Raw genomic sequence first — 25,801 nt, 5'->3', positions numbered from 1 at the left:
GTTTGTCGCTTTGTTTCAGCAACTTTTATATCTTAACAGCTTGCTGAGTGAATGTCAATAACTTTTTTGAAGTTTTTTTGATTTCAAAAGTCAACGTTCGGCTTTTACTGCATCAGCAACGTTTATTAATTTACCATTTAATTAAGCGGCGGTCAACTATTTTCTTCAAAAAAAAAAGAACTTATTTTTATAAGCTCTTTTTTCAGGATTATTCAAATAATGGTACACCCTCGATTTCAATTGTTCCAAGGATTTTTCTCACGCTGTCGGGGCTTTCCCAAGCAAAACCTTCTGGCAGTTCTGTGACTTCTTCACTGACCATTTCAAATACATACAATGGTAAACTGGCGCCGTGTGATTGTGTATTGGTTAATTCAACTAGACGAATATTATTTACGTCGATATGTAGTGTCGTTTTCAAAAAGTTTAAAAAACTAGCTAAAACAGTGTGTTCAGCTGTGGTCTCAGTATGGGCAAATTCTTTATCTCTTCCTACTTCATGAACTAAAAAACGTTTTGATCCATCTTCTAAATGCAACATGATTGTTCCAGATACTTGTTTCGTCACAATTTTCACCTCTGCAAGAGCTAATCTAAATCGCACTCATTGTATCATGCTTTCAGAAAAAAAGATATTGTTTGCATAAAATAGTAATTAATTTTCAACTTGCTCTTTCAGCAAAAAGTCGATGGCTTCATCGGTCCATTTAGGCATATTCTTTTCAAGTGAACGGAACCCGATATTTTTGTTGCGATTTGTAAAGTAACGTTTTCGATGATACGGCACTTCAGCAGGATGCTCTACTAGCGTCCGCAATGACAAACTGATTTTTTTAGTATACTCATCGATATCAATGAGCTGAACTTTTACCATTTGTCCAACTTCTAAAAAGCTGTGTATATTTTTTGTATAGCCAGACTGTACTTCAGATATATGAACGAGTCCTTGTGTCTGATCATCTAATGAAATAAATGCTCCGTAAGGTTGAATGCCCGTTACATATCCTTCAATGATATCTCCAATTTTATATTTCATTCGTTTCCCTCTTTTCGCATGTTTCATTATACTGTATTTATAAATAAAATTGAAGTTCGCAACTAGGAGGAAAGAAAATGACACATTTTGAACGGCCAATCGAGCGCCGCGGTTCCAACAGCATCAAATGGGACGCGATTCTTCAGACGTACAACGAAGAAAATCTTCTGCCATTGTGGATTGCTGATATGGATTTCCAAGCACCCGAGGGCGTCTTGGCTGCTTATCAAAAATTAATCGCTCATGGAGTACTAGGTTATGCTGAAACACCGGAAAGTCTTTATCGCGCAATCATTGACTGGGAAAACGAGCAACATCACCTTGCATTAGAGAAAAAGGATATTTTGTTCTTTTCCGGAGTTTTAGCCGGAATAACGACAGCGATTCAAGCATTTACTGATCGAGATGATGCGATCTTGATCCACGATCCTGTCTATCCTCCCTTTGCAACCATCATCACTAATAATCAACGAAAATTAGTTCGTAGCCGATTGCGTGAAGAAAAGGGCCGATTTGTGATGGACTTTGCAGATATCGAAGAGAAATTTAACCAACAACGTGTTAAAGCGATGATTTTATGCAACCCGCATAACCCAGGTGGACGCGTCTGGTCAAAAGAAGAGTTGCAACGTTTAGGAGAACTTTGTAAAAAGTATGCTGTACTTGTCTTGAGTGATGAGATTCATCAAGACTTAGTTTTTCCGCCTTATGAAATGACTTCTTTCTTTTGTGCCGGAACAGACTTCAGCGATTTTAGCTTGCAATTTACTTCTATGACTAAGACCTTTAATTTGGCTGGGATTAAAAATTCTGTCGTCTTTGTCAAAAACAAGGCGTTGCGCGAACAACTGCTACGGAAACAAGCGGCAAATTTCCAGCACGAGATCAATACATTTGGCTTAGTCGGCATGGAGGCCGCTTACCAAACTGGAAAGGATTGGCTTTCAGAATTGCTGCCTTATATCCGATCAAACGTGACTTACTTGCTAGAATTTTTCCAAAATCATTTGCCAAAAGTAAAAATCATGATTCCAGAAGGAACATATTTATTGTGGCTAGATTTTTCGGCATACGGCTTGTCCGATGAAGCATTGGAAAATCGCTTGGTTCATACGGGCAAAGTGGTTTTAAACCCCGGTGTCAGTTATGGATCCAGTGGCAAACAGCACATGCGCTTAAATGTCGCCTGTCCACAAAGTGTCCTCGCCGAAGGTTTGCGGCGGATTGCAACTGCATTAAACGAATAAAAAAAAATACGGCTAAGCCGTATTTTTTTATTCTGCAATCTCAATTGATTCAATAACGATATCATGAACCGGTTTGTCTTGCGCACCGCGTTTAGCAGCAGCAATGTTATCAACGACATCCATTCCTTCAATCACATGGCCAAAAACAGTATGACGGAAGTCTAACCAAGGAGTTCCTCCCTGTTTGTATGTTTCGATGATTTCACCTGGGAAACCAGCTTCTTCTAGTTGTGTCATCATGTTAGCAGGAACATCTTGCTTGTTCACGATGAAGAATTGACTACCGTTAGTATTAGGACCTGCATTAGCCATTGATAATGCTCCGCGCAAGTTGAATAGGTTGCGTGAGAATTCATCTTCAAATTTTTCGCCATAAATGCTTTCGCCGCCCATTCCAGTACCAGTTGGATCGCCGCCTTGGATCATAAAATCAGGAATTACACGGTGAAAAATCACCCCATCATAATAACCTGTCTTTGCTAATTCAATAAAGTTTTTAACGGTTTTAGGTGCTTCTTCCGGGAATAGTTGAACCATGATATCCCCCATATTGGTTTTGATTGTTGCTTTAGGACCTTTTTCTTCTGTTAAATTTAATTGTGGGAATTGAGTCACTTCAAAATCCTCCTTTATTTTTTTGCTGTGTTCATCATAACAAACTTTTCTAAATTTGCCACCTCTACAAACTAAGCAGTTTTTTCTCTTTCATTTATTTGTTACAATCGATGAGAAGAAAGGGTGTTGATATGGAAATTTTTGATATAACTATCGTAGGTGCAGGACCAGTCGGTATGTTTGCGGCTTTCTATGCAGGAATTCGCCAAGCCAAGACAAAGTTGATCGACAGTTTGCCACAACTAGGCGGACAATTGACAACTCTTTATCCTGAAAAAAATATTTATGACATTCCTGGATTCCCGATTGTAAAAGCGGCGGATCTGGTAAACAACTTAGAAAAACAGTTGCGGACATTTTCTCATACGTATTGTTTAGATGAAGAAGTGCTGGAACTAAAACAACATGAAGATTATCTCGAATTGATCACGAATAAAGAAAGTCATTATACAAAAGCGGTCGTACTTGCTCTTGGTAACGGTTCTTTTCAGCCAAGACGTTTGATGATCGACGGTGCTGAAACTTTTGAAAATCACGGGATTGATTATTACATCACTGATTTGATGAAGTATGCCGGAAAAAAAGTTGCCATCGCTGGCGGCGGAGATTCCGCGATTGATTGGGCATTGATGTTAGAACCTATTGCTGCAGAAGTCTCGATTATCCATCGCCGGGATAATTTTAGAGGGCATGAACACAGTGTTGAAAAGTTGAAAGAATCCTCCGTCAATATCTACACACCGTATCTGTTAACTGAACTCACCGGTGAGCAAGACTTAGAAGGTGTGACTTTACAAAAGGTGAAGAGCGATGAGACAATTACAGTGGGTGTCGATTATTTGATTGTCAACTATGGTTTCTCTTCTTCATTGGATCATTTGAAATCTTGGGGATTAGAAAGTACTCGCCAAGCTATTCTCGTCGAATCGGATATGCGGACATCGATCCCAGGTGTCTATGCTTGTGGAGATATTACGACGTACGATGGCAAAGTAAAACTAATCGCTACTGGCATGGGCGAAGCGCCGACCGCTGTTAACAATGCGCTCCATTATATCAATCCGAAAAATCGGACACAGCCCGGACACAGCACCAGCCTATTTCCACAAAAATAATTTTGGAGGTAAGTTATGGTATTTGAAACAACTGCGCTTGAACAAACGGCCCGCGAACTCTTAGAAGAACGCGGAGTTACTATTAGAGATATTGCAGAATTAGTTTTCTTTTTGCAAAAAGATTATATTGATAAACTGGATATCGAATTGTGTATCCACAGTGTGAACCGCGTGTTGACAAAACGCGAGGTCCACAACGCGATTATCACCGGTATCCAACTAGATAAACTAGCTGAACAAAAAAAGTTAGACTACCCGCTGCAAAATATTTTAGAAGAAGATGAAGGGCTTTACGGCATCGATGAAATCATGGCTCTTTCGATCGTGAACGTTTATGGTTCGATTGGCTTCACAAATTACGGCTACATCGATAAAGTAAAACCAGGCATTTTGAAAAAACTAAACGAACATGACGGGATCCACGTCCATACTTTTTTAGACGATCTGGTCGGGGCGATCGCCGCATCGGCTGCTAGTCGTTTAGCTCACGAACATCCGCGGAAATTAGATTCTATTGTCAAATAAATTAGACAAAAGAGCATTAAAAAAAGAGCTCACGGCTCTTTTTTTAATGCTCTTTTGCCAAAATACATCGGCAAGAAATAAAATAGTTCTAAAAGAACAAAAAATAAAATAAAACAATGCAAGAAAAATGTTTCTGGCAAAACATTGATGATTGGGTCGGTCATTGGATCAAAAATCCACGCGTCATTGTTGAACAGTACTCCATGAAATAAAATGAAGAACCGGTCAAAGTTCACCGCCATCATAAAGGCGATCACGATAGGTGCCACAACGGCTATGCGAAATGGCTGAATCAATGTCCAGAGGCGTTTTTGCTTAATTAAATGCCGTAAATATAAAACGCTCGGTATCACAGTCACTAATAACAAGCCGTAATTCAGTAGAAACAAGCGTTTCACTTCATAAAAATGCTTCGCACCACTAGTCGAGACCGGAAAATCCGTCATTTGAAGTGATTCTACCCAAGGCACGTTCAAGTAACGCATCAGTTGATCAAAATTATGCAGCAGCTCTTTTTCTGAAAGAGTTGTATAATCCAACAAATCCAATTGACCGATATCAAATTGATACAGCCAGCGGGCATTGATTGTCAGTGTGATCGCTAATGTTAGCAAAGTCAGCAGCAAACAAATCAAACCCACACGCTCTAGCCAGTTATTCTTCATCAAAATTCCACTCATCCAACGAGTCGACAAGATATGTCGGCGGCACAGGCAAAGTCGGTACGTCTGCTTTTTGAGTATACCCGGACAAAACCAATAAAGAATCGACCCCATTATTGATTCCTGCCAAGATATCCGTCGTATAATTGTCGCCTACCATCAAGACCTCTGATTTTTCCATTCCTAAAACTTCGACGGCTTTATCCATAATGATGGCTTCAGGTTTGCCGATATAAATCGCTTTTTGCTGAGTAGCAGCTTCTACTAACGCAATCACTGAACCAGCACCCGGCAGCAAGCCGCGTTCGGTCGGAATGTTTTTATCTGAATTGGTTCCGATGAAGGTCGCGCCTTTTTGAATTGCTAACGTTGCTGAAACAAATTTCTCATACGTCACATTTGTATCCAACCCGACCACTACATAATCCGGATCTTTTTCATCCCAAACATAACCGGCAGCTAAAATCGGATCGATCAATCCAGGTTCGCCAATGACAAATACTTTTTTGCCTTTGTCTGCCCCATTCATATAATCAATCGTAGCAAGTGTTGCGGTATAAACCGTCTCCGGACTGACGTGAATTGAAAACTCATTGGCTAATCGATCTGCCACGATTGCCGGTGTTTTTGTCGTGTTGTTTGTCAGAAATAAAAATGGAATCCGTCGCGCTTGCAGTTGTTCTACAAATCGCCGACCTGCGGGGATTGGTTCACTACCGCGGTAGATCGTTCCATCTAAATCAATCAAATATCCTTTGTACATCGCATTACTCTTCTCTTTGGCGAATTACAAAGCGTTCGCCCTTTTCTTTTGTTTTTGTTGGTACAGGCGTTTCCTTTTGCGGCTGACGATTTCTGATGATCGTCTTTTTCTTTGGTTTATCGGTCACTGGGACCTTTTTTTCTTCTACGAAAGCTTGCGGTTTGTCTTTGCGTTTTCGCTTGCGCTTTTTGCGCACTTGCTGACGCTTACCGCCGATTCGTTCCAAGACAAAATAAGCACAACCAAAATTGCAGTACTCATATAAATAATCTTCTAATGTATCGATTCGCTGCTCTGGCAAACTTTTCCGATCCTCTTCACGGAAAAAGCCTTTTAGGCGCAGTTGTTCATAACCCCAATCTCCAACGATATAATCATAACGTGTCAAGACCTCACTAAAGCGTTCACCTAAACGTTCGGCATCAAAGCCTTCACGATAATTTCTAACTAAGCGGTATTGGCGTTCGCCAATCAAAAGGTTGCTCTCATCGACGAATACGACCATTTCACCCTTTTTCTTTTCTTCAGCGGGCGTCTCAACGATTTCATCTAAAACCTCAGTCAACTCTTCAGTGACGGTTTTTTCTGGATTGGTTTGTTTTTCTTTTTTATCGTTCTGTTCTTTTGTCATCGTTTCACCACCTGCCTGCTATTATACCTTGTTTTTATTTGATTGGGTAGTGAGTGTGGAGATAGTCTCCCAAAACACTACGGATAAAATCCGGGAATAGAAATTCATAGCGACCGGCGATCTCGATCGTTGGGAAAAACGGAACGAACATAAAATGATCGACCGTTGCAATCGTGTAGTCCAACTTAGGATCGACTAACTCGCCGAGCCAGCGGACTTGATGATTCACTGAATCGTATTCAATCCCGTCATACACAAGATGACCAAACACTTTTCCGCGAAATCCCATCCCCATCACAGGAAAATTAATCAGAAAATGTCGGTTTTTTTCCATTTCCAAAACCAAACGGATCAGATTTTCGCCGCTCAGTGTCACTTTGATCAAATGCATTGGATGCGGCAATGCTGTGTGGAGTTGATCTTGATCGACGATTCCTGCAGGGATGTCTTGCAAGAACAACCCAGAATTCAACACGGCTGCTTCTGTTCCAGCCGCTTCTTTTACTGCTGCTAAAGTATAGTCGATCATCGGATGCTCGTCTTGCAGATCTGTGCTCATAGCAAACGGAACATCCGCAACTTTTTTATCTGCTAATAGTTGATGGCCTGTTTGTAGATAGTCTTCGATCTCTTCTTGATCTTCAGGCAATGCTAGCATTTTTTCAGTTGCAAATGTCCGAGCTGAAGTTTTCTGGATCTGGTGCTTACTATCGACTGTCACATGGACTTCACCGACATAATAGCCGTATTTCCCTGCCGCAGCCAACTGAACGCCTTCAATCTTTTCACCCTGTTCAAACAAATGATGAGTATGCGACCCTAAGATCACGTCAATTTCCGGCAATTCTCGCGCAATCCGACGATCAACACTGATCCCTAGATGACTCATTAAAACCAATACATCAACTTTTGTACGAAGATCGGCGACCAATTCTGGCAAAATATCCATTACTTGCCGAATATCCCAACCATTCGGATTATAGGTCAACGAAAACGGCGCCGTAAATGCCAGCAACCCGACTTTGGTCCCTTGAGCGGTTGTAATGATTTTTGTTTGCTGCGCCCATGCTGGGAATTGCAGTGTTTGTTTATCAAAAAGATTATCTAATACGATATCAAAATTCGCCTGATCGTATAAATGATTCAATTCGGCTTTGGAATTTCCCACACCTTCATTATTGCCGATAGTGGCCGCGTCGTAATGAATTTGATTCATCAACTGGACGTTGGCTTGACCATTGGTCGCTTCAGTCAGCGGATGCCAGCGGTCGACAAAATCACCGAGATCAAGTGTGATAATTTTTTTATCGGCCGTTTCTTCTTGCTTACGATTTAGCAAAAAACGACGGATCTTCGGCCAATTTTCTAAATGGGAGTGGAGATCATTGGTATGCAAAAGAATAATTTTTTCCATTATTCTACCTCTTTTCAACTCTTCTTGTTCCATCTATAGTAACATATAGCCGAAAAAGGCTAAACGAAGTCGTTTGTAAAAAAGCAGGTGAAATGATGAAATTTGATTCTATTCTTGGAACTATATGGCTGGATGCCGATCAACACGCCTTGACTCGTGTATCTTATACGCCAATTGTTGAAAATCCCTTAGCTGATCGAGCTGTTTTAACATCGGCAAGAAAACAGCTGTTAGAATTTTTAGCAGGACAGCGCACGACTTTCGATCTCCCCTATGTTTTCGAGACCGGAACAGACTTTCAGCAAGAAGTCTGGCACGCTTTGACCGAAATCGATTTTGGGACTACGTGCAGTTATCAAGCCATCGCTGAAAAGATCCAACGGCCCAAAGCGGTTCGTGCGATTGGTCAAGCTAACCGCAACAACCCGTTGCCGATTATTGTTCCGTGTCACCGAGTAATTGGCAAAAACGGCAAACTAGTCGGCTATTCTGGGGCAAGCGAGGCTGGGCTAACGATAAAAGCACAATTGCTTGCGATCGAAAATCCAAGATTACAAGGAACTCTTTTTTAAAAAAATACCGTTGTTGCGTGTAACTTTCAACAACGGTATTTTTGTATTCAAGTTGATTGAACTTATCACCTAATAGAAAAAATTTAGACAAAAAAAGCAGACCGTTAGTCTGCTGTTGATTCGTATAAAAGACACATGCCGGATCCTGCTTAGTGCTGCTTCCTTCCGGATCTGACACAATTCACAAGCCCGACATTGTCCTGCCTTTCGGCAAAAAATAGTATAACAAACTCTACTCACTTTGGCTAGTCTTTTTTTTTCGCGCCCGCAGCTCTCGAAAAAAATTTGTTAGCAAAAGACTGCAGTCTGCTTCCAAAATACCGCCTTCGACATAGGCGCGATGATTGAACCGTTCATCGGTCAATAAATTCATCAACGTCCCTGCTGTTCCGCCTTTCGGATCGTAAGCACCAAAATAAACCTCCTCCACACGCGACAAGATCATTCCACCGCTGCACATTGGACAAGGCTCCAATGTGACAAAGAGCTGACAATTTTCTAAGCGCCAATTATCCAAATGTCGACAGGCTTCTCGAATGGCAAACATCTCTGCGTGACTGGTCGCATCTTGGCTGTGCTCACGTAAATTATGTCCGCGGCCGATTATTTCCCCTTGATAAACAACGATCGCACCAATCGGGACCTCCGCAATTTCTTCTGCTTTTTTTGCTTCACTAATCGCTTCTTGCATAAAAAAGACTTTTTCTTCTTCTGTTAGCCGACTTTCCCGTTCCATTGCTTCCCTCACTTGCTAGTTTTAGCTTACTTTAGCATAAAGCATTCGCAAAAAAAATAAATTATTAAAAACCGGCTCCTTCTTCAGCAAATTCACCGTTTGTTTCCCCAAAAAAAGATGCGCCATTACTGGCACATCTTTACATCAAATGGTCGACAAGATCCATTAGTTTAGCTTTCAAATCTTCTGTTGTATCTTTGATGGAATCCCCATAGACAGATACGCGTTTTTTCCCGCTTTTGATCTTGTTCAAAATATTCATGATATTATCCAAATCATCATCTGACAGTTTATCCACGATCGCTAGCAATGACTCGCTGCCATCGAATTTATCACTGACAAAACGTTTGACTTTGCAACGATTTGAGACATGACGGACTTTTTCGATTAGTTTTCCAGAAGCTACTACGGCTGTCGCTGTACTGGCTGCAACGATGACACCTACTCCAATTTTGACTTTGGTTGATTTTTTCATGGTATCAGCTCCTTCTCGTATAGATGTGTTCATTTCGGTTAAAAATCAATCTGACATCCTTTAATCAATCATACCATATTCTCGAAATTATCAGTAATAAGAGCTATCGCAAACAACTAGTAAAAATTATTCGCAGTGTTTTTCTCCGCTATTTTTACAACAAAAAAAGAACCGACAAACTGTCGGTTCTTAATCCCGGTTTCGATTGCCAAATAACAAAATCAACCGTAACAATTGTAAAAATGTCGCCAGCGCCGCTGCAACATAAGTCAATGCCGCTGCAAAGAGCACTTTTCGTGCAGCTGCTAATTCATCGGCATCTAACATATTCCCTTCACGCAAAATACTCAATGCGCGCTTTGAAGCATCAAATTCTACAGGCAATGTTACAAGTTGAAAAATCAACGCCAATGAAAAGGCCAAGATTCCAAGATTGATCAACATTTGGTTCCAACTCATAAAGACTCCGATCATAATCAGTGGAAAAGAAAGTGTCGAACCGATATTCGCTACCGGTACGATCGCCGCCCGCAAACGCAATGGGAGGTAATTTTTTGCATCTTGTACCGCATGACCGCATTCGTGAGCAGCCACACCGATCGCCGCTACTGATGTAGATTGAGCAGTTGCCTCTGACAAGCTCAGCATTTTGTTGCCGCTGTTGTAATTGTCAGTCAAATCACCAGCAATTTTTTGCACGCCAACATCTGTGATCCCTTGACTGCGCAAGATGTATTCAGCTGCTTGAGTCCCTGTGACTCCTTTACTACTGCGAAACTCATCGTACTTGCGAAATGTCGAATTGACATAGGCAGAAGCCAGCCCTGAAATAACTAGCCCAGCGATCACTAATAAAAAGGTAGGATCTAAAAAATTATAAAATGAGCCATATCCATACATAGCCATTCTCCTCTAATTTAAATATAAATTTGTTGTTTATTACAATTTCCTAACTTTAGTTTAGCATGAAAAGTAGGATTTTTTTATGAAAACAACTCTAAGAATTTCTCTAGCTTACAACTTCTTAACAAACTCAGATTTCAATTTCATCGGACCAAAGCCGTCGACTTTACAATCAATGTTGTGATCACCTTCGACTAGGCGAATATTTTTGACTTTTGTCCCTTGCTTGATTGCGCCTGAAGCACCTTTAACTTTTAAATCTTTGATTACTGTGACGCTGTCGCCATCTTGCAGCACATTTCCATTGCTGTCTTTAACGATGAGCCCTTCTTCTATTTCCTCATTTTCCGACCACTCATGACCACATTCGGGACAAACAAACAAGCCGCGATCCTCGTAAGTATATTCTGATTGACACATTGGGCAATTCGGCATAATCTTCCTCCAATAAAATTAGTTTTCTAAATCAGTTTAGCCGAAACAACGCCGCTTGAAAAGCTTTTCGTAAAAAAAGAAGGTTCGACAAATCATTGGTCGAACCTTCTTAAAGCCTTATTTGTTTTGATAATCTGCGCAGAGTTTTTGGATCTCTTGGTAAATTTCTTGGCACATCGATTGGTCTTTTGCGTTTGCTCCGCTGGCCAATGGATGACCACCCCCGTCATAGCGCTTAGCCACCTCATTGATGATCGGACCTTTAGAACGCAATCGAACACGATAATAGCCTTCTGGCTGTTCCACAAAAACAGCCCATGCCAACACTACATCAATCGTCCCAGGCAGCGGGACAAGTGCCGCTGTATCCGAATCTTTGATCCCATATTTTTTCAACATTGCTTGATCTAAAAAGACATAGCCAGCACCATTTTCATCGATCTGCAGATTTTGATACAAATAACCTGAAAGTTTCGCTACGTCTAATGAGATTTGATCAAGCGTACGATTCAACTGTGCCGCATCAAAGCCGTAAGTTAATAATTTGGCTGCAACTTCCAATGTATGAGCAGTCGTCGCGGGATACAAGAATCGGCCAGTATCGCCGACTATGCCGCCGTACAATAAACGAGCCGCATTTTCTGTTACTACTAAATTTTCAGTAAAGGCTAAATCGGCAATGATTTCACTGCAGCTGCTGGCTTTCGGATTGACCCACAACACATCGCCGTAAGGATCATCGTTCGGATGATGATCAATCTTGATCAGTTTATCGCCTAATTTGTACCGCTCATCGCTGATTCGCGGAGCATTTGCGGTATCTGTCACAATGACCAGTGCCCCTTGGTACAATTCATCAGCAATCTCATCCATTTCTGCTAGAAAATCTAATCCTTCTACTGGACCGCCGACTTGATAGACTTCTTTTTCTGGAAATGTCGCCCGTAAAATCTCCGCAAGACCGCATTGTGAGCCTAACGCATCAGGATCAGGCCGCATATGACGATGGATGATGATCCGATCGTATTGTTTGATCGTTTGTAAAATTTCTTCTGTAATTGTCATATTCTTCCTCTTTTCTAAGAACGTTCCATCACTTGACAGACAACAATCGCTTTTGCCACGATGACATTATCAATGTAAACTTCCAAATCAACTTTCGCTGAGCGGCGTCCGAGTTCTAATGTTTTTGAATGAATCTCGATCTCGCTTTCTAATTGGATCAAGCGTAAATAATGCAAGTTCATCTGCTCAATCAGCGTATTGCGGCGTTGATCCATTAAAATACTGCGTTGCGCCACGTTTCCGACGATCTCACTTAGGACCCCAAAAGAAATCGTGCCGACACCATTGACCATTTGAGGGGTGACTACAAATTTAAAATAAGGATTCTCTAGCAAGTTGTCTTCGCGATCTGTATCGATTGTCACGATGTCCCCAATGATCTGATCAGAAATCGTATTAGACATTTGCGGTTGACGCTGTACTAGCTGCATCGCTTTCATTACATCTTGACGGCTGACCATGCCGACTAATGAAAGATCGTCTTTTACCACCGGCATCATTTCAAGTCCGTCCCAAATCATTTGGTGACTTACTGACGCTACGCTCATACTCTGCTTCACAACATTTGGATCACGCGTCATCACACGATCGATTGCTTGGCTTTCGACTTTGCCTAAAACATCTTTTGCAGTCACCACGCCTAAAACGCGCATGCTTTTATTAACAACGGGAAATCGGGAATGACCCGTTTTTTCTGCTAAACGATGATAATTTGCAATCGTATCACCTGTTTGCAAATAAACGGTCTTTTCTAACGGCATATAGATATCGCTGACTTGCATGATGTCTTTTTTGATCAACTGGTCGCTCAACGCGCGATTGATCATTGTTGCGACTGTAAAAGAATCATAAGTTGTACTTATAACCGGCAGTGCTAATTCATCTGCCAACTTGGCGATCTCCGGTGTCGTATCAAAACCGCCGGTAATCAAGACTGCCGCACCATCTTGCAAGGCTAATTTTTGAGCACTTTCCCGATTTCCAATAATCAGCAGTGATCCAGGTGTGATATAGCGGCGCATCGCTTCTACTGTCATCGCACCAATCACAAATTTATGTAAGTCTTTATCCAATCCATTAGAGCCGCCCAATACATCGCCTTCAATGATCCGGACCACTTCGCCAAAAGTTAATCGTTCAATATTTTTTTTCAATTTGCGTTCGATTCGAATCGTGCCGACGCGTTGGATCGTTGAGACCAATCCAATATTTTCCGCATCTTTGATTGCGCGATACGCTGTTCCTTCACTGACGCGCAGATTTTTTGCAATACTGCGGACGGAGATGCGTTCTCCTACCGGCAGGTTCTCGATATGTTCTAGTATCAGATCATGTTTTGTCGCCATAATTTCCTCCCGCTGTGAGATTTATCTAGTTCAGTAGTACAGCTTAGCAAAACTAGTATAACAGAGTGTTTTAAAAAAAAGAAGTCAACCGTTACCATCTAAGGCACGATCGACTTCTTTTGTACTAATAATTGGTTAATTGACTGCTTTTTTTCTAAAACGACCCAATGAAAGCAGCAAAGCGATAACACAAATCACTAAAGCAGCAATAAAGGTGACTCGCATCCCGAAAATAAAGATATCCGGCCGATTGTCGATGTAAGTAGTTACTCGTTTGCCATAAGAAGCACTCATTCCGCTATACAGGATTGTTGTAGATAACGCAATCCCAATGACCATCCCTAAATTACGGGCAAATGAATTCAAACTGCCGGCAACGCCAAGATTTTCTTTTTCCACACTGCTCATAACGATTGTATTATTCGGTGATTGGAACAATGCATTGCCCATTCCCATGATTGCGGTAGCCAAAATAAAATACCAAATCGGACTGTTCTGATCCATAAAGACATACATCAATTGTGTAACAGACAACATGACTAGTCCAATCAAAACTAATTTTTGCGGACCGATCTGATCCGTCAAATAGCCGCTTAACGGCGAACCGATGACCATCAAAAATGGAAAGACCATCATCAACAGACCTGCATAACTTGCGGTCAGTCCACGAGCATTTTGTAAGTAAAACGGTACGACGACATTTACAAAAAAGTTAGCTGAAAAGATCAAGAGCGCCGTGACCAAGCTCATCGTGAATAATTTGTTTTTCAAAATACTAAAAACTAACAATGGGTCTTCTTTCTTTTTTTCTACTTGGATAAAAGCTACAAAAAAGATGACTGCAACGAGCAATAAGACAATTGGAAGCGGCTGAACATAACCGACTTCTTGTCCAATAAAGACTGACCCAAAGAAACTCATGATCGTGATGGCAAAGGTGACAAAACCAAGCCAATCGATTTTCTTTTTGGACATCGTAATGTCGCGAGGCAAAAATTTCTCCCCAATCAAAATCGTCAAGATCCCTACTGGAACATTGATCCAGAAAATATAAGACCAAGAAAAATGCGCTAAAATCAAGCCGCCGATACCAGGTCCGGCGATCGAACCTAAAGAAACAAAAGCGCCGATTGCTCCTAACGCTCTGCCGCGTTCGTTCATAGGAAAAACTTCTGTCGTGATCCCTGTATTAGTCGCCATCGTCATGCTGGCACCGATTCCTTGGATCACTCGCCCAAACAGCAGCATCGCTAATGAATGGTTGAACCCGCACAGCAACGAACCTAATGTAAATATAACGGTACCGATGCGATACACTTTGATTTTGCCGAAACTATCGCCAACTTTACCAAACAACAACAAACAGGCACAGACGATCATCAAATAAATCGACACGACCCATTCAGCTTTGTTCATTGGAACTGCCAAGTCATTTGAGATCGTCGGCAACGCAATGTTCACGATACTAGAGTCCAAAGTAGACATGAAAGTAAACATCGCTACTGAGACTAAAATCCACCAGCGGTTCTTTTGAACAACTGGATCATCTTGATAAGTTTTCATTAAAAGCCTTCCTTCCGCTATAAAAAATGAACCATAGCTATTTTAAAGGAAACACTGAAAAAAGCAAACTAAAATAAAAAACGAGAGAATTACTCTCCCGTTTCTTCATCGTATTTTCCAACTTCACGGTCTTCGAAAGTCATGAAGTAACCGTTTGTAATCCGTTTCTCATAAACATGGTGGCAATTTGGGCACTCGACAGGCATTGCTTCTTTCGGATGCTCTTGAACGTTCAATATTTCATCCACATAAAAATGGATGCCGCAATTTGGGCACTTTAATGGTTTTTCCAACATATGACCAGACCTCTCTACAATTTACTCCACTTCAATCATACTCCTTTTTACCGAAAAAATAGAGTATTAAGTATCAAAAAATCTCTTCTAACTTAAAAAAAGTTAGAAGAGATTCTGATTTGGCTATTTGCGTCTGCCGCGACGTTGATTGGCTTCCATGATGACTGGCAAAATCACTGGACGTCGTTTCGTTTGTTCAAATAAATGGCGGCTCAATTGATCTCGAATATCTTGTTTCAATTTGCTCCATTCAAAATCATCGGAATGCAAATGTTTCTCAACGATTTCGCTGGTCATTTCCGCACTTTCTTTGATCAGATCGCGACTAGCTTTGATATACACAAACCCACGTGACGTGATCTGTGGCGCTGACACGATTTTTTTCAATTTACGGTCGATCGTTACAACGACGACGAAAATCCCATCATCTGATAAAACTTTGCGGTCGCGCAATACAATATTGCCGATATCGCCAACACCGATTCCATCGATCATAATATTATCCGCTGGAACACTTCCGGCTGCGCTCATATGGTCGTTTTTATATTCCAGGACATCACCGCGTCCTGTAATAAAGATATCTTTGAACGGTATCCCCAACTCATTAGCTAAACTGGCATGTGCTGCCAATTGACGATATTCTCCTTGCACTGGAATAAAATATTTCGGCGCCATAAAGTTCATCATCAACTGCAAGTCACGCGGATTCGCATGTCCGGAAACCCGTAAGTTTTCAGAAATACTCTTGACGATTCCGCCAGCACGATAAATCATATCTTCTGTTTTCGCGACAGTCGTTTCCATTGCAATCGTTGGTGTCGTAGTGATATAGACTAGATCCCCCTCTTCAATCCGCAAACTGCGGTGGGAACGGTTGGCCATTTTTTGCAATGACTTGATCGGTTCACCCATTCGGCCAGTTTCTAAAACAACCAATTCATCTGGTTGATAGTTTTTCATCTCTTTGATTGTAATTAAAATATCTTCCGGTACTTCCAATTTGTTTAAACGCATCGCTGTTTTGATGATGCGATCAACATCTTGTCCAGTCAATACAACTTTACGACCGGCTTCTTTTGCCGCATTCAAAATTTGTTGGATACGCTGCAAGTTGCTTGCCACCGAGGCTACGATGATCCGTCCATTCCATTCGTTGATAGTATCATAGACTTCACTAGCAATTTCTTGTTCAGCAGCCACTTGGATCGGATTTTCCGCGTTTGATGAAGAACTCAACAAAGCTAAGACCCCTTCTGAACCGATTTCGGCTAGACGACGATAATTGGTTGCATACATTGGGATTGCCGTAGGATCAAATTTGAAGTCGCCGGTATAAACGATCGTTCCTTCATCCGTTTTTAAGCTGATTCCGACAGAATCGGGAATCGTGTGTGTTGTACGGAAAAAGCTGATGACCGCCGTTCCAAAATCGATTTCTGTATGTTCATCGATCACATGGAAATCTTTGAAGTTTTTACTTTCCTCATTTTGGCTGACGTTTAATTTCGCTAATTCCACTGTCAATTCTGTTCCGAAGACCGGCACCGCTACTTCAGATACTAAGTACGGCAGCGCACCGATCGCATCTGCATGACCGTGTGTCAAAAAGACCCCGGCTACGCGATCCGCATTTTCAATTAAATAGGTAAAATCAGGAATCACGACATCAATCCCTAGTAATTCATTTTCTGGATACTTCAGTCCACAATCGAGGACAAAAATATCATTATCCACTTCAACTACGTAGAGATTTTTACCATTTTCTCGTACACCGCTGAAGGGAATTATTTTGACTGTACTCAAAATATCCACCTCTCTAGTTTCTTTATTTATTATTTCAGCTTACTCAGACCCCGTAATCAGTACGGTCTGTGCTTATACTCACTAGCTATTATACATGATTTTTTCTGAAAAACCATTGGTGGAAAATGAACAACAAAGATCCCTTAACAAATTCTTACTTTTATTACGCATTTTTTCTGGTCCTTTATATTCTGCGCAAAAAAAGGAGGTGACAAGATTTCTGCCACACCCCTGATACTTTATTCAAATAAATTCATTTCGTACATTGTTTCGGCGATTTGCACTGAATTCCAAGCAGCACCTTTTAATAAATTATCTGAAACGACCCATAGATGAACTCCTGTTTCTTCATCAGGATCTTTACGAATCCGCCCTACAAAAGTTTCTTTTTTCCCAACGCTATTCAATGCTTGCGGATAAATTTGTTGGCTTGGATCATCTTCTAATACCGCCCCCGGAGCATTAGCAATCAGTTCTTGAATCTCGGCGACTGTCGCCGTTTTTTCAGTTTCGATATAAACAGATTCAGAATGCCCACTCATGACTGGGATTCGTACACAGGTCGCTGAAACTTTGATCGTATCATCGCCCATGATTTTTTTTGTTTCGTTAATCATTTTCCACTCTTCATTCGTATAGCCGCCTTCAGCAAATACATCAATTTGAGGCAACGCATTGAATGCTAATGGATAATGTTTTTTATCCCCGCTAGCTGGTAAAATTGATGCTTCCCATTCATCAAGTGGTTTTTCAGCAGCAAAATCACGAGTTTGCTGCGCCAATTCTTCAATGGCTAGATTTCCTGCGCCTGATACTGCTTGATACGTCGAAACAATCACACGTTTCAGTCCTAAAGCTTGACGGATTGGTTCTAAAGCGACCATCATTTGGATTGTTGAACAATTAGGATTGGCAATGATTCCATGGTGTTCGCGCAAGGCTTCTGGATTTACTTCTGGTACAACTAACGGTACTGTCGGATCCATCCGGAAGTGACTCGTATTATCAACGACAACAGCGCCGCGTTTGACGGCTTCTGGTGCAAATTTAGCAGAGATTCCTCCGCCAGCTGAGAATAAAGCAAGATCAATTTGATCGAATGAATCAGGAACTAATTCTTCAATCGTTTGAGTTTCGCCTTTAAATGAAAGTTGCTTTCCTGCTGAACGCTTTGAAGCCAAAAACTTCACAGTGCCAAGCGGCAAAGAACTATTTTCTAACATTTTGATCATTTGCGTTCCAACTGCGCCAGTAGCGCCAACAATTGCAACATTCATTTTTCTCATCATAATCACTCTTTCATTTCATATTATTTTAACAGTTTATCATATTTGTTTTGAAACGCAAGCAGACTTTTTAACTCATTCAACTTAACCAAACTATCTCGACGGTCCTCATGACGATTCAACGATCCTTCTCAAAAAACTGATAATAACTCTGTTCAATGGAGCTCTTGTCAAAAACAAAGCAAATAAATTTAAAAAAACACACTTTTTTGAATAAATTCATTGTAGTTTTCTAATAAAAGCTTTAGAATTAATTTGTAAGCGTTATTCATAGACGGCCAAGTATAACAATCAATCGGTAGTACATCAAACAAATGTATGAAATCGCCGGCAAATCACGTGCAGCTTTACGTCTCACTTGTTATCAGAAACAGCGCAAAAATCTTATGCGCTGAATAATTGGAGGTAAAAATGAATACAAAACAGTTAGTCCCATCCTATTATCAAGCAGCTTGTTTTTACGCTAACCGCGGCAACCAAGAAAGAGCCAATGCACTTTTTGACGAGGGAATTCAAACACTCTTAGAAGTAAACGTGATCGATGGTTTAGAAGAACTGTTTTTTGAAAAAGCTGTTATCCAAGACAATCCTAACGAACAGCGAGAACTTTTGAAACAGGCCGATCATTATGCCAAACTAAATGAAAATCTTAGTTTAAAAAGGTTGATCCAAGAAAGACTGGCTAGTATTTAAAAAGCCTTCCTATCAAAAGTGAATAGATTCAAGAAACAAGAAGATTTTTCCGAAAATTGCTTCTCACATTTTTTTGTGATCTTTCGCTTTGTTTCTGAAGAAGTTGCTTCTCGCCATTTCAAAAAGCGGGTAGGACAAAAGTTTGTCCTACCCGCTTTTTGAAATGCATCAGCCTAATTTATTCAGGCACACTTGCATTTTCTTTATTATTTAAAGCACGTGCTTTAGCTGGTTTGTTTGGATGATAGAAAAACAAGTATAAGACTGCTACGATGATTGGAATTACCGCGCAGAAAATGTAGATTCGTTGATACGAACCTAAAAATCCTTTGATCGCTCCTAATAAATAAGGACCGACACCCAATCCTAGATCCAATCCGATGAAATATGTTGAAAGAGCCACACCGATTCGAGCTTTATCAACTAATTTTAACGTAACTGCTTGTCCATTAGCCATAAATGTTCCGTAACCTAGTCCTACAAAAGCACCAGCAACCAACAATACGATTGCATTTCCAGTAAAGGCTAAAAGAATCAAACCAATCGTCAAACAAATAAAACTTGGATACATTACGGAATTTTCACCATATTTATCGAAGATTTTACCAGACATTGGTCTTGTGACGGTAACAACTAATGCGTAAACTACAAAGAAAAAGGCTCCAGCGGTCACTAAGTGCAGTTGATCCGCATAAATGGATAAGAAACCTAAGACACTTGAGTAAGCGATCCCGATCAAAAATGCGATTCCGGCAATAAACAGTACTTTGATTTCAATAAAACTTTCTAAACTAAATTTATTAATCAACGCACGGTGTTCTTCCGTCAAGACAATATTATGAACATCAAATTTGAAGCATGCGACCATTGTGATGAAGGCTAATACAACTGCCAAGATAATGATTGCTTTAAATCCAACTACTGGCAGTAAAAGCAAACCGATGAACGGTCCGATTGCTGCAGCCAAACTAGTACTTAGCCCATAATAGTTGATCCCTTCCCCGTATTTTGCTTCAGGGATATAGGCAGTTACGATCGCATTAGCTGCCGTTGAAACAGCCCCGTAACCAAAACCGTTTAAAAAGCGGACGCCATCTAAAATAAAGATGTTGTTGCTGATCAAATAGGCGGCTGTCGTCAGTAAATAAAAAAGTGCGCCGTAACGTAAAACTGCCCGCCGACCGAATAATTCCAATTTTTTTCCGATATATAATCGTGCAAGCAATGTCCCAATGATATAGATCCCAACTGCAAAACCGGCTTGAGCCGTTGATGCACCTAGACTATCGCTGGCATATTTCGCTGTGATCACGACAAAACAATAATAAACTAAAAAAACGATAAAATTGATGATAGTAATTGTGATAAACCCTTTATTAAATAGCTTTTCTTCCTTAATTTTCATTACCCGCTCTCATTAATAGATGATAGTTTCACTCAGTTTCTTCAAATCAGAGATTTTTTCCGCAACCTTATTGTAGTTTGATGGATAACGATCCACCGCTTGGCTAATAAACAGGTCCCGTGTATGGTCAAACTCCCGCAAAAAGTCTTCTAGTGTTTCGTCTTGTTCCTGCGTAATATCCTTCCTCAACATCAAGGCATTTTGATAAGCATCATTCAAAAAGACCAATACTGCCTCCTTTTCAAATCGTACCTTGTAGGCTGATTCCAATCGTTCGATCATTGCGCATGTCCATTTTTTCATAATAACCACTCCTCTTTCCAAACTTTCTAATCACTAGAACATTGGGTTTGTTTGACTTACTTGACTGATTATACGGATATAAAAAAAATATAAAATCAGATTTCATAATGAAAAATGCTTTTGAATTTTTTTAGTAAATTATGACATTAACATTTGTTCGTATCTTTTTTATACATACTTTTGATCAAACAATGCGTCTATTTATGATAAAATAGCAATAAATTTCAGCAAATTATGGAAGGAACAAATGAAAATTGGACAATGCAGCTTTAACAAACTACTTAAAACAAAAGAAATTCCCTGTCGTGACGAAAGAATACAAAAAGTATTTACTCTATGAAGGAATCCAGGATCATCATGTATACATTTTGAAAAGCGGAGTCATTAAGACCAGTGTCATCTCCAGAGACGGCAGAGAATTTAATTTGGAGTACATCAATGATCTCGAAGTAGTTTCATTGTTAAAGGATGAATATTCTCAGTTTATCGACGCACCATTTAACATTCGAGTAGAATCAGAAAAAGCCGAACTCTATCAAATCGATCGCGTAGAATTTTGGAAAGACATCAACCAAAACTTCGAACTGCAAATCTACGTTAAAAATTATTACCGAGAACGATTGCTCAAATCGATGAAACGAACACAGCAAATGCTGATGAACGGAAAATTCGGAGCTGTTTGTACTCAGATTTATGATCTTTATGATAAATTTGGAATCGAATTTCAAGATGGCGTACTGATCGATTTTGTCGTAACAAACGAAGAAATCGCTCATTTCTGCGGCATCAATGCCGCAAGCAGTGTCAGCCGGATCATGCATCAACTAAAAAGTTGTGGCGCAATCAAAATCCATGACCGCAAATTATTTATCAAAAATATCGAATTGATCAAAGACAATATCATCTTTTAAAAGATTGCGGAAGTCGCTGGGCACCATTTACAATGGGAAACCTTGGCAGATTCAAACTAAGTTTGATAAAAAAAGATCGTGAGACTCAGTAATGAGTCTCACGATCTTTTAGCTTATTCAGAAACAAAAGCATTTTTACATTTTTGTATGGTCTGTCCGTGAAATAACGTCGCGACGTTGTTCAGGAGTCAAATCACGGAATTTTACTGCGTAACCTGATACACGAATCGTGAAGTTAGCGTATTTAGGATTGTCAATATCTTTGTCCATTTCTTCTAGCAATTCACGCCCAAAAACATTGACGTTCAAGTGATAGCCACCACGATCAAAGTAGCCGTCTAAGACCTGACGTAAATTCTCTACTTGCATCGCTTCATCGTCTGTCCGTCCTAACGCACCTGGATTGATAGTTTGTGTATCAGAGATTCCATCTTGCGCACAAGCATAATTCAATTTCGCAGTTGAGTTCAACGAAGCCAATAAACCATTTTTCTCGCCTAAGTATTTCCCGTCTTGGTAACTTGGGTTGGCACCTGGTGCTAATGGTTTCCCTGCTCGACGTCCATCAGGCGTATTCCCTGTATTTTTTCCGTAAACAACATTTGACGTAATCGTCAACAATGACAATGTTGGTGTTGAATCACGGTATGTGTGTTGGCGTTTGATTTGAGTCATGAAGTATTCCAAGATCCAGTTTGCCATTTCATCCGCTTCATCGTCATCGTTTCCGTAAGTTGGAAATTCATTTTGCGGAATATAATCTACAGCCAAGCCATCTTCATCGCGGATCACTTTTACGTTTCCGTGTTTAATCGCCATCAATGAGTCAGCCGCATGAGAGATTCCTGCGATCCCTGTTGCAAATGTCCGTTTCAAATCTGTATCCATCAATGCTAATTGTGGTGCTTCATATGCATATTTATCATGCATATAATGGATTACATTCAATGTATTTACATAAAGTTCAGCTAACCAGTCTAAAACATCTTTGTAGCTATCCATAAATTGATCGAAATCAATGCTGTCGCCTTCTAATGGACGGAAACGCGGACCCACTTGCATCTTCGTCATTTCATCTACTCCGCCGTTGATCGCATAAAGAACAGCTTTAGCTAAGTTGGCACGTGCGCCGAAGAATTGCATATCTTTTCCGATTACTGTCGCAGAAACACAGCAAGCAATCGCCGAGTCGTCTGAACCCCAGTATTGACGTAATAGATCATCATTTTCCAATTGGATTGAAGAACTTTGTTTAGCAACTTTTGCTGCATAAGTCCGGAAGCCTTCTGGTAAATGTGATGAATATAAAACTGTTAAATTCGGTTCTGGTGAAGGGCCCATGTTAGTCAACGTGTGCAAAATTCGGAAATCGTTCTTCGTAACTAATGAAGAGCCGTCCATGTTCATTCCTGCTAATGATAATGTCGCCCAAATCGGATAACCAGAAAATAATTGATTGTATTCCGGTGTACGCGCAAATTTTACCATCCGTAATTTCATGATCAAGTGATCAATCAATTCTTGTGCTTCAAATTCTGTAATCAATCCACGATCTAAATCCCGTTGGATATAAATATCCAAGAAGGCTGAGATCCGGCCAATCGACATTGCGGCACCGTTTTGTGATTTAATCGCTGCCAGGTAGCCAAAGTATAACCATTGAATCGCTTCTTGAGCATTGCTGGCTGGTCTTGAAATATCGCAGCCGTAACTTGCAGCCATTTCCTTCATATCTGCTAATGCACGGTATTGTTCAGAAACTTCTTCACGTAATTGGATCACGTCGTTTGTCATTACTTTGCTACCGACATTTTTCCAGTCTTTTTTCTTTTCTTTCATCAAGAAATCAATCCCGTATAATGCAACACGGCGATAATCACCGATGATTCGACCACGGCCGTAAGCATCTGGCAGACCCGTAATGATTTTATTTTTACGAGCTAGACGCATTTCATCTGTATATGCATCAAAAACACCTTGGTTGTGTGTTTTGCGCCATTTGTTAAAGATGAACGACATTTCATCATCAACTTCATAACCATTTGATTCTAACGCTTTGTTCGCCATATTGATCCCGCCAAAAGGCATGAATGCTTGTTTCAACGGTACATCAGTCTGCAAGCCAACGATTTTTTCTTCGTCTTTGATCAAGTAACCGGGTTCATGAGAAGTAATCGTTGCAGGAACATCTGTGTCCATATCGTAGACACCGTTTTTCTTATGTTGAATTTCAAAAAGTTCTTGTAACTTTTCCCATAATTTTTCTGTGCTTGGTGCAGCTTCTTCTAAAAAGCTGTCATCGCCTTTATATTCTGTATAGTTACGCTTGATGAAGTCCAATGTATTGACTTCATGCTGCCAGCGGCCTTCGTTAAAACCTTCCCAAGGATTATTTGTTTGTTCTGTTGTTTTATTGATTGTTTTAGTTTCCATCTGTACACTCCTTTGTCGAATTAATTCAAAGTGATTATAACAAAAGTAACTATTTTAAGAAAGCACTTTTTTAAACTCTCATTTAACGAAATTATTTTAAAATAATGACCATTATTTAATGCTAACTGTCCTATTTTTTTACTATAACAGACAATCTAATCGAGAATGAACCCGTCTGTTTGAGAGAAAATTCACTTAGTAAAAGAACGATTTATCTAATTCGGACGAGCTAAAAAACAGCGACTGATACAGCTCGCTGTTTGAGCAATGTAGCCTCTCATTACTCAGCGATTTTTCTTAGCCTTAGAACTAATGCACCATTTTCGACTTCGTGATTTTAATCAATCCTTAAACTCTGCTCCCAAAATTGCTGTCGATTCACTAACATACTCCGTTTTTTCGACTTTTCTAGAAACCACAACTGCAGAAAAAAAGAGAGTATGACAAAAAATATCATACTCTCTTTTTCCAAATAAACAGTGAGTCGCAATTTCCACTGCATCCTCACATAGATCTATAAATGTTTCCCAAAAAAGAGGCCACTGAAAAAGAGGCCACTGTTAGAAAAACTGATCGTTGTACTTAGAGTGCCTACACCTTTATTACTGATTGACACGGAATCACTTCTTGCTCAACAAGATCATTTTCCAAATAATCAAAAAACTTTTTGTTCAAACGGTAGCCCTGGCCCCAAACAGTTTGAATTGCTTCATCGCCAAATTCATTTTCCAATTTATCGTTGACTTTGGAAACAACTTTTGAAAGGCTCGCTAAAACCGATTTAGTTGGTGCCTTTTCCCAAATTTGCTGACTGATTTCTTCCCGCGGAACTGTGCGCTCACCAGCTTGGATCAAATAATAAACGATTTCTTTTTGCTTTAATTTCAAGCTCAGTTCCGATAATTTTTGTTTGACCGCAACTTGTTGCACATGGGCAGCATCTTTATTTGCTAAGCTAGTCAGCTCAGCGACCAGTAAAATCTCCCGCAGCTGTCCTAGACTTGAATCTAATGGGATCCATGCATCAAACGGAGCACAAGCCATTTCATCACACTTGCTTTCTGTTGAACGGCGGAAAAATTTGATATTTTCTTGAGATACTTGTTTCATTATTTCCTGCGTTTCCATGTCATACAGCGTCTCGCTAAAAATGATCGCTTCAAATTGATTGAGAAAACTTTTATCAAAAGAACCCTTTTTTAACGCTGTCATCATATTACTGGAACAATAAACTTCATTTCCTAATTGCTTCAGTTGTCGTTCAAAATTCTCTTCATATAACGGAACCTTAGTCAAAAGCAATAATTGCACGCCTGTATCCTCCTTCGTCATTCTATTCCATCACAACATTGTTCTATTTATATTGCTTCCTACTAATAGATTCTTTTTATTATTTAAAACAACTATAAATAAAATTTCATCTATTAAAACAAAAAACATACGAGCTGATTATAATATAAAATTATTTTTAAAGCAATTTACGATCTGAAATGGTTGCGTCAAGAATTATGTGTAAATGGAAAAGCCCATTCTGTTGATCAAGTTAAAACATTGATTCTAATGTATCA

28 protein-coding genes and 1 other RNA gene are annotated in these 25,801 nt (G+C 40.1%); 6 read left to right on the top strand and 23 right to left on the bottom strand.

Annotated features, from left to right (window positions below; all coding sequences use genetic code 11):
* Window positions 1-208 precede the first annotated feature (208 nt).
* The gene (locus tag FFM68_RS13040; RefSeq protein WP_171000213.1) at window positions 209-571 is read right to left on the bottom strand and encodes a hypothetical protein; all 363 of its coding nucleotides are present in this window, start codon (window positions 569-571) and stop codon (window positions 209-211) included.
* A gap of 84 nt (window positions 572-655) precedes the next feature.
* A complete protein-coding gene (locus FFM68_RS13035; protein WP_137619706.1) occupies window positions 656-1,036 on the bottom strand; it encodes a CvfD/Ygs/GSP13 family RNA-binding post-transcriptional regulator in 381 nt (126 codons plus the stop codon).
* Window positions 1,037-1,113: 77 nt separating this feature from the next.
* On the opposite strand from FFM68_RS13035, the gene FFM68_RS13030 reads away from it, so the two are divergent.
* Window positions 1,114-2,283 (top strand): MalY/PatB family protein, encoded by a 1,170-nt coding sequence (locus FFM68_RS13030; protein ID WP_137619705.1) that lies wholly within the window; start codon window positions 1,114-1,116, stop codon window positions 2,281-2,283.
* Between the two features lie 27 nt (window positions 2,284-2,310).
* Here FFM68_RS13030 and FFM68_RS13025 read toward each other — a convergent pair whose 3' ends face one another.
* A complete protein-coding gene (locus FFM68_RS13025) occupies window positions 2,311-2,898 on the bottom strand; it encodes a peptidylprolyl isomerase (RefSeq protein WP_137619704.1) in 588 nt (195 codons plus the stop codon).
* A 131-nt stretch (window positions 2,899-3,029) separates the two neighbouring features.
* On the opposite strand from FFM68_RS13025, the gene FFM68_RS13020 reads away from it, so the two are divergent.
* Entirely contained in the window at window positions 3,030-4,013 is a 984-nt protein-coding gene (locus FFM68_RS13020) for an NAD(P)/FAD-dependent oxidoreductase (protein ID WP_137619709.1), read from the top strand.
* A 15-nt stretch (window positions 4,014-4,028) separates the two neighbouring features.
* Window positions 4,029-4,538 carry a phosphatidylglycerophosphatase A family protein gene (locus FFM68_RS13015; protein WP_137619703.1) on the top strand — a complete coding sequence of 170 codons (510 nt, stop codon included), beginning with the start codon at window positions 4,029-4,031 and terminating at the stop codon, window positions 4,536-4,538.
* 29 nt (window positions 4,539-4,567) lie between these two features.
* Here FFM68_RS13015 and FFM68_RS13010 read toward each other — a convergent pair whose 3' ends face one another.
* The 4 genes from FFM68_RS13010 to FFM68_RS12995 are packed head-to-tail and all read right to left on the bottom strand — an operon-like array spanning window position 4,568 to window position 8,008.
* Complete coding sequence (locus FFM68_RS13010) at window positions 4,568-5,203, bottom strand: TIGR01906 family membrane protein (RefSeq protein WP_137619708.1); 636 nt, start codon at window positions 5,201-5,203, stop codon at window positions 4,568-4,570.
* Window positions 5,193-5,963 carry a TIGR01457 family HAD-type hydrolase gene (locus FFM68_RS13005; protein WP_137619702.1) on the bottom strand — a complete coding sequence of 257 codons (771 nt, stop codon included), beginning with the start codon at window positions 5,961-5,963 and terminating at the stop codon, window positions 5,193-5,195. Before FFM68_RS13005 ends, FFM68_RS13010 begins: the two co-directional genes overlap by 11 nt.
* A 4-nt stretch (window positions 5,964-5,967) precedes the next feature.
* A complete protein-coding gene (locus FFM68_RS13000) occupies window positions 5,968-6,594 on the bottom strand; it encodes a YutD family protein (protein WP_137619701.1) in 627 nt (208 codons plus the stop codon).
* Between the two features lie 34 nt (window positions 6,595-6,628).
* Entirely contained in the window at window positions 6,629-8,008 is a 1,380-nt protein-coding gene (locus FFM68_RS12995; protein ID WP_137619700.1) for a bifunctional metallophosphatase/5'-nucleotidase, read from the bottom strand.
* A 95-nt stretch (window positions 8,009-8,103) separates the two neighbouring features.
* On the opposite strand from FFM68_RS12995, the gene FFM68_RS12990 reads away from it, so the two are divergent.
* Window positions 8,104-8,580: a methylated-DNA--[protein]-cysteine S-methyltransferase gene (locus tag FFM68_RS12990; RefSeq protein ID WP_137619699.1), complete on the top strand. Its 477-nt coding sequence runs from the start codon at window positions 8,104-8,106 to the stop codon at window positions 8,578-8,580.
* Between the two features lie 122 nt (window positions 8,581-8,702).
* On the opposite strand, the gene ffs is transcribed toward FFM68_RS12990, so the two are convergent.
* The 11 genes from ffs to FFM68_RS12935 form a co-directional block, all read right to left on the bottom strand.
* Window positions 8,703-8,785, bottom strand: an RNA gene (gene ffs / locus FFM68_RS12985) — signal recognition particle sRNA small type.
* Between the two features lie 27 nt (window positions 8,786-8,812).
* Window positions 8,813-9,316 carry a tRNA adenosine(34) deaminase TadA gene (tadA, locus tag FFM68_RS12980; protein ID WP_137619698.1) on the bottom strand — a complete coding sequence of 168 codons (504 nt, stop codon included), beginning with the start codon at window positions 9,314-9,316 and terminating at the stop codon, window positions 8,813-8,815.
* Window positions 9,317-9,455: 139 nt separating this feature from the next.
* Window positions 9,456-9,791 (bottom strand): hypothetical protein, encoded by a 336-nt coding sequence (locus FFM68_RS12975; RefSeq protein ID WP_137619697.1) that lies wholly within the window; start codon window positions 9,789-9,791, stop codon window positions 9,456-9,458.
* 189 nt (window positions 9,792-9,980) lie between these two features.
* Window positions 9,981-10,691 carry a zinc metallopeptidase gene (locus FFM68_RS12970; RefSeq protein WP_137619696.1) on the bottom strand — a complete coding sequence of 237 codons (711 nt, stop codon included), beginning with the start codon at window positions 10,689-10,691 and terminating at the stop codon, window positions 9,981-9,983.
* A gap of 114 nt (window positions 10,692-10,805) precedes the next feature.
* Complete coding sequence (locus tag FFM68_RS12965) at window positions 10,806-11,129, bottom strand: zinc ribbon domain-containing protein YjdM (RefSeq protein WP_137619695.1); 324 nt, start codon at window positions 11,127-11,129, stop codon at window positions 10,806-10,808.
* A gap of 117 nt (window positions 11,130-11,246) precedes the next feature.
* A complete protein-coding gene (locus FFM68_RS12960) occupies window positions 11,247-12,194 on the bottom strand; it encodes a DHH family phosphoesterase (protein WP_137619694.1) in 948 nt (315 codons plus the stop codon).
* Window positions 12,195-12,208: 14 nt separating this feature from the next.
* Window positions 12,209-13,540, bottom strand: coding sequence for a DRTGG domain-containing protein (locus FFM68_RS12955; protein WP_137619693.1), 1,332 nt, complete (start codon window positions 13,538-13,540; stop codon window positions 12,209-12,211).
* A gap of 135 nt (window positions 13,541-13,675) precedes the next feature.
* A complete protein-coding gene (locus FFM68_RS12950) occupies window positions 13,676-15,103 on the bottom strand; it encodes an MFS transporter (RefSeq protein ID WP_137619692.1) in 1,428 nt (475 codons plus the stop codon).
* 89 nt (window positions 15,104-15,192) lie between these two features.
* On the bottom strand, window positions 15,193-15,399 hold the full coding sequence (locus tag FFM68_RS12945; RefSeq protein WP_137619691.1) for a hypothetical protein: 207 nt from the start codon (window positions 15,397-15,399) through the stop codon (window positions 15,193-15,195).
* A 123-nt stretch (window positions 15,400-15,522) separates the two neighbouring features.
* Entirely contained in the window at window positions 15,523-17,202 is a 1,680-nt protein-coding gene (locus FFM68_RS12940) for a ribonuclease J (protein WP_137619690.1), read from the bottom strand.
* A 239-nt stretch (window positions 17,203-17,441) separates the two neighbouring features.
* The gene (locus FFM68_RS12935) at window positions 17,442-18,488 is read right to left on the bottom strand and encodes an aspartate-semialdehyde dehydrogenase (RefSeq protein ID WP_137619689.1); all 1,047 of its coding nucleotides are present in this window, start codon (window positions 18,486-18,488) and stop codon (window positions 17,442-17,444) included.
* A gap of 411 nt (window positions 18,489-18,899) precedes the next feature.
* On the opposite strand from FFM68_RS12935, the gene FFM68_RS12930 reads away from it, so the two are divergent.
* Window positions 18,900-19,181: a hypothetical protein gene (locus tag FFM68_RS12930; RefSeq protein WP_239585182.1), complete on the top strand. Its 282-nt coding sequence runs from the start codon at window positions 18,900-18,902 to the stop codon at window positions 19,179-19,181.
* Window positions 19,182-19,359: 178 nt separating this feature from the next.
* Here the strand turns inward: FFM68_RS12930 and FFM68_RS12925 are convergent, their stop codons facing one another.
* Both FFM68_RS12925 and FFM68_RS12920 read right to left on the bottom strand, forming a co-directional pair.
* Window positions 19,360-20,586 carry an MFS transporter gene (locus FFM68_RS12925; protein WP_137619688.1) on the bottom strand — a complete coding sequence of 409 codons (1,227 nt, stop codon included), beginning with the start codon at window positions 20,584-20,586 and terminating at the stop codon, window positions 19,360-19,362.
* A gap of 12 nt (window positions 20,587-20,598) precedes the next feature.
* On the bottom strand, window positions 20,599-20,889 hold the full coding sequence (locus FFM68_RS12920; RefSeq protein WP_174784523.1) for a hypothetical protein: 291 nt from the start codon (window positions 20,887-20,889) through the stop codon (window positions 20,599-20,601).
* Window positions 20,890-21,143: 254 nt separating this feature from the next.
* On the opposite strand from FFM68_RS12920, the gene FFM68_RS12915 reads away from it, so the two are divergent.
* Entirely contained in the window at window positions 21,144-21,800 is a 657-nt protein-coding gene (locus FFM68_RS12915; protein ID WP_137619687.1) for a Crp/Fnr family transcriptional regulator, read from the top strand.
* 135 nt (window positions 21,801-21,935) lie between these two features.
* On the opposite strand, the gene pflB is transcribed toward FFM68_RS12915, so the two are convergent.
* The 3 genes from pflB to FFM68_RS12905 all read right to left on the bottom strand — a co-directional run bounded on the left by pflB (window position 21,936) and on the right by FFM68_RS12905 (window position 25,544).
* Entirely contained in the window at window positions 21,936-24,233 is a 2,298-nt protein-coding gene (pflB, locus tag FFM68_RS12910; protein ID WP_137619686.1) for a formate C-acetyltransferase, read from the bottom strand.
* Between the two features lie 341 nt (window positions 24,234-24,574).
* Entirely contained in the window at window positions 24,575-24,730 is a 156-nt protein-coding gene (locus FFM68_RS13205) for a hypothetical protein (protein ID WP_204652640.1), read from the bottom strand.
* Between the two features lie 94 nt (window positions 24,731-24,824).
* Window positions 24,825-25,544, bottom strand: coding sequence for a helix-turn-helix domain-containing protein (locus tag FFM68_RS12905; protein WP_137619685.1), 720 nt, complete (start codon window positions 25,542-25,544; stop codon window positions 24,825-24,827).
* Between the last annotated feature and the right edge of the window lie 257 nt (window positions 25,545-25,801).

It is taken from the genome of Enterococcus xiangfangensis (assembly GCF_005405365.1).
GTDB lineage: Bacteria > Bacillota > Bacilli > Lactobacillales > Enterococcaceae > Enterococcus_A > Enterococcus_A xiangfangensis.
This window is presented reverse-complemented; position numbering and strand designations above follow the sequence as displayed.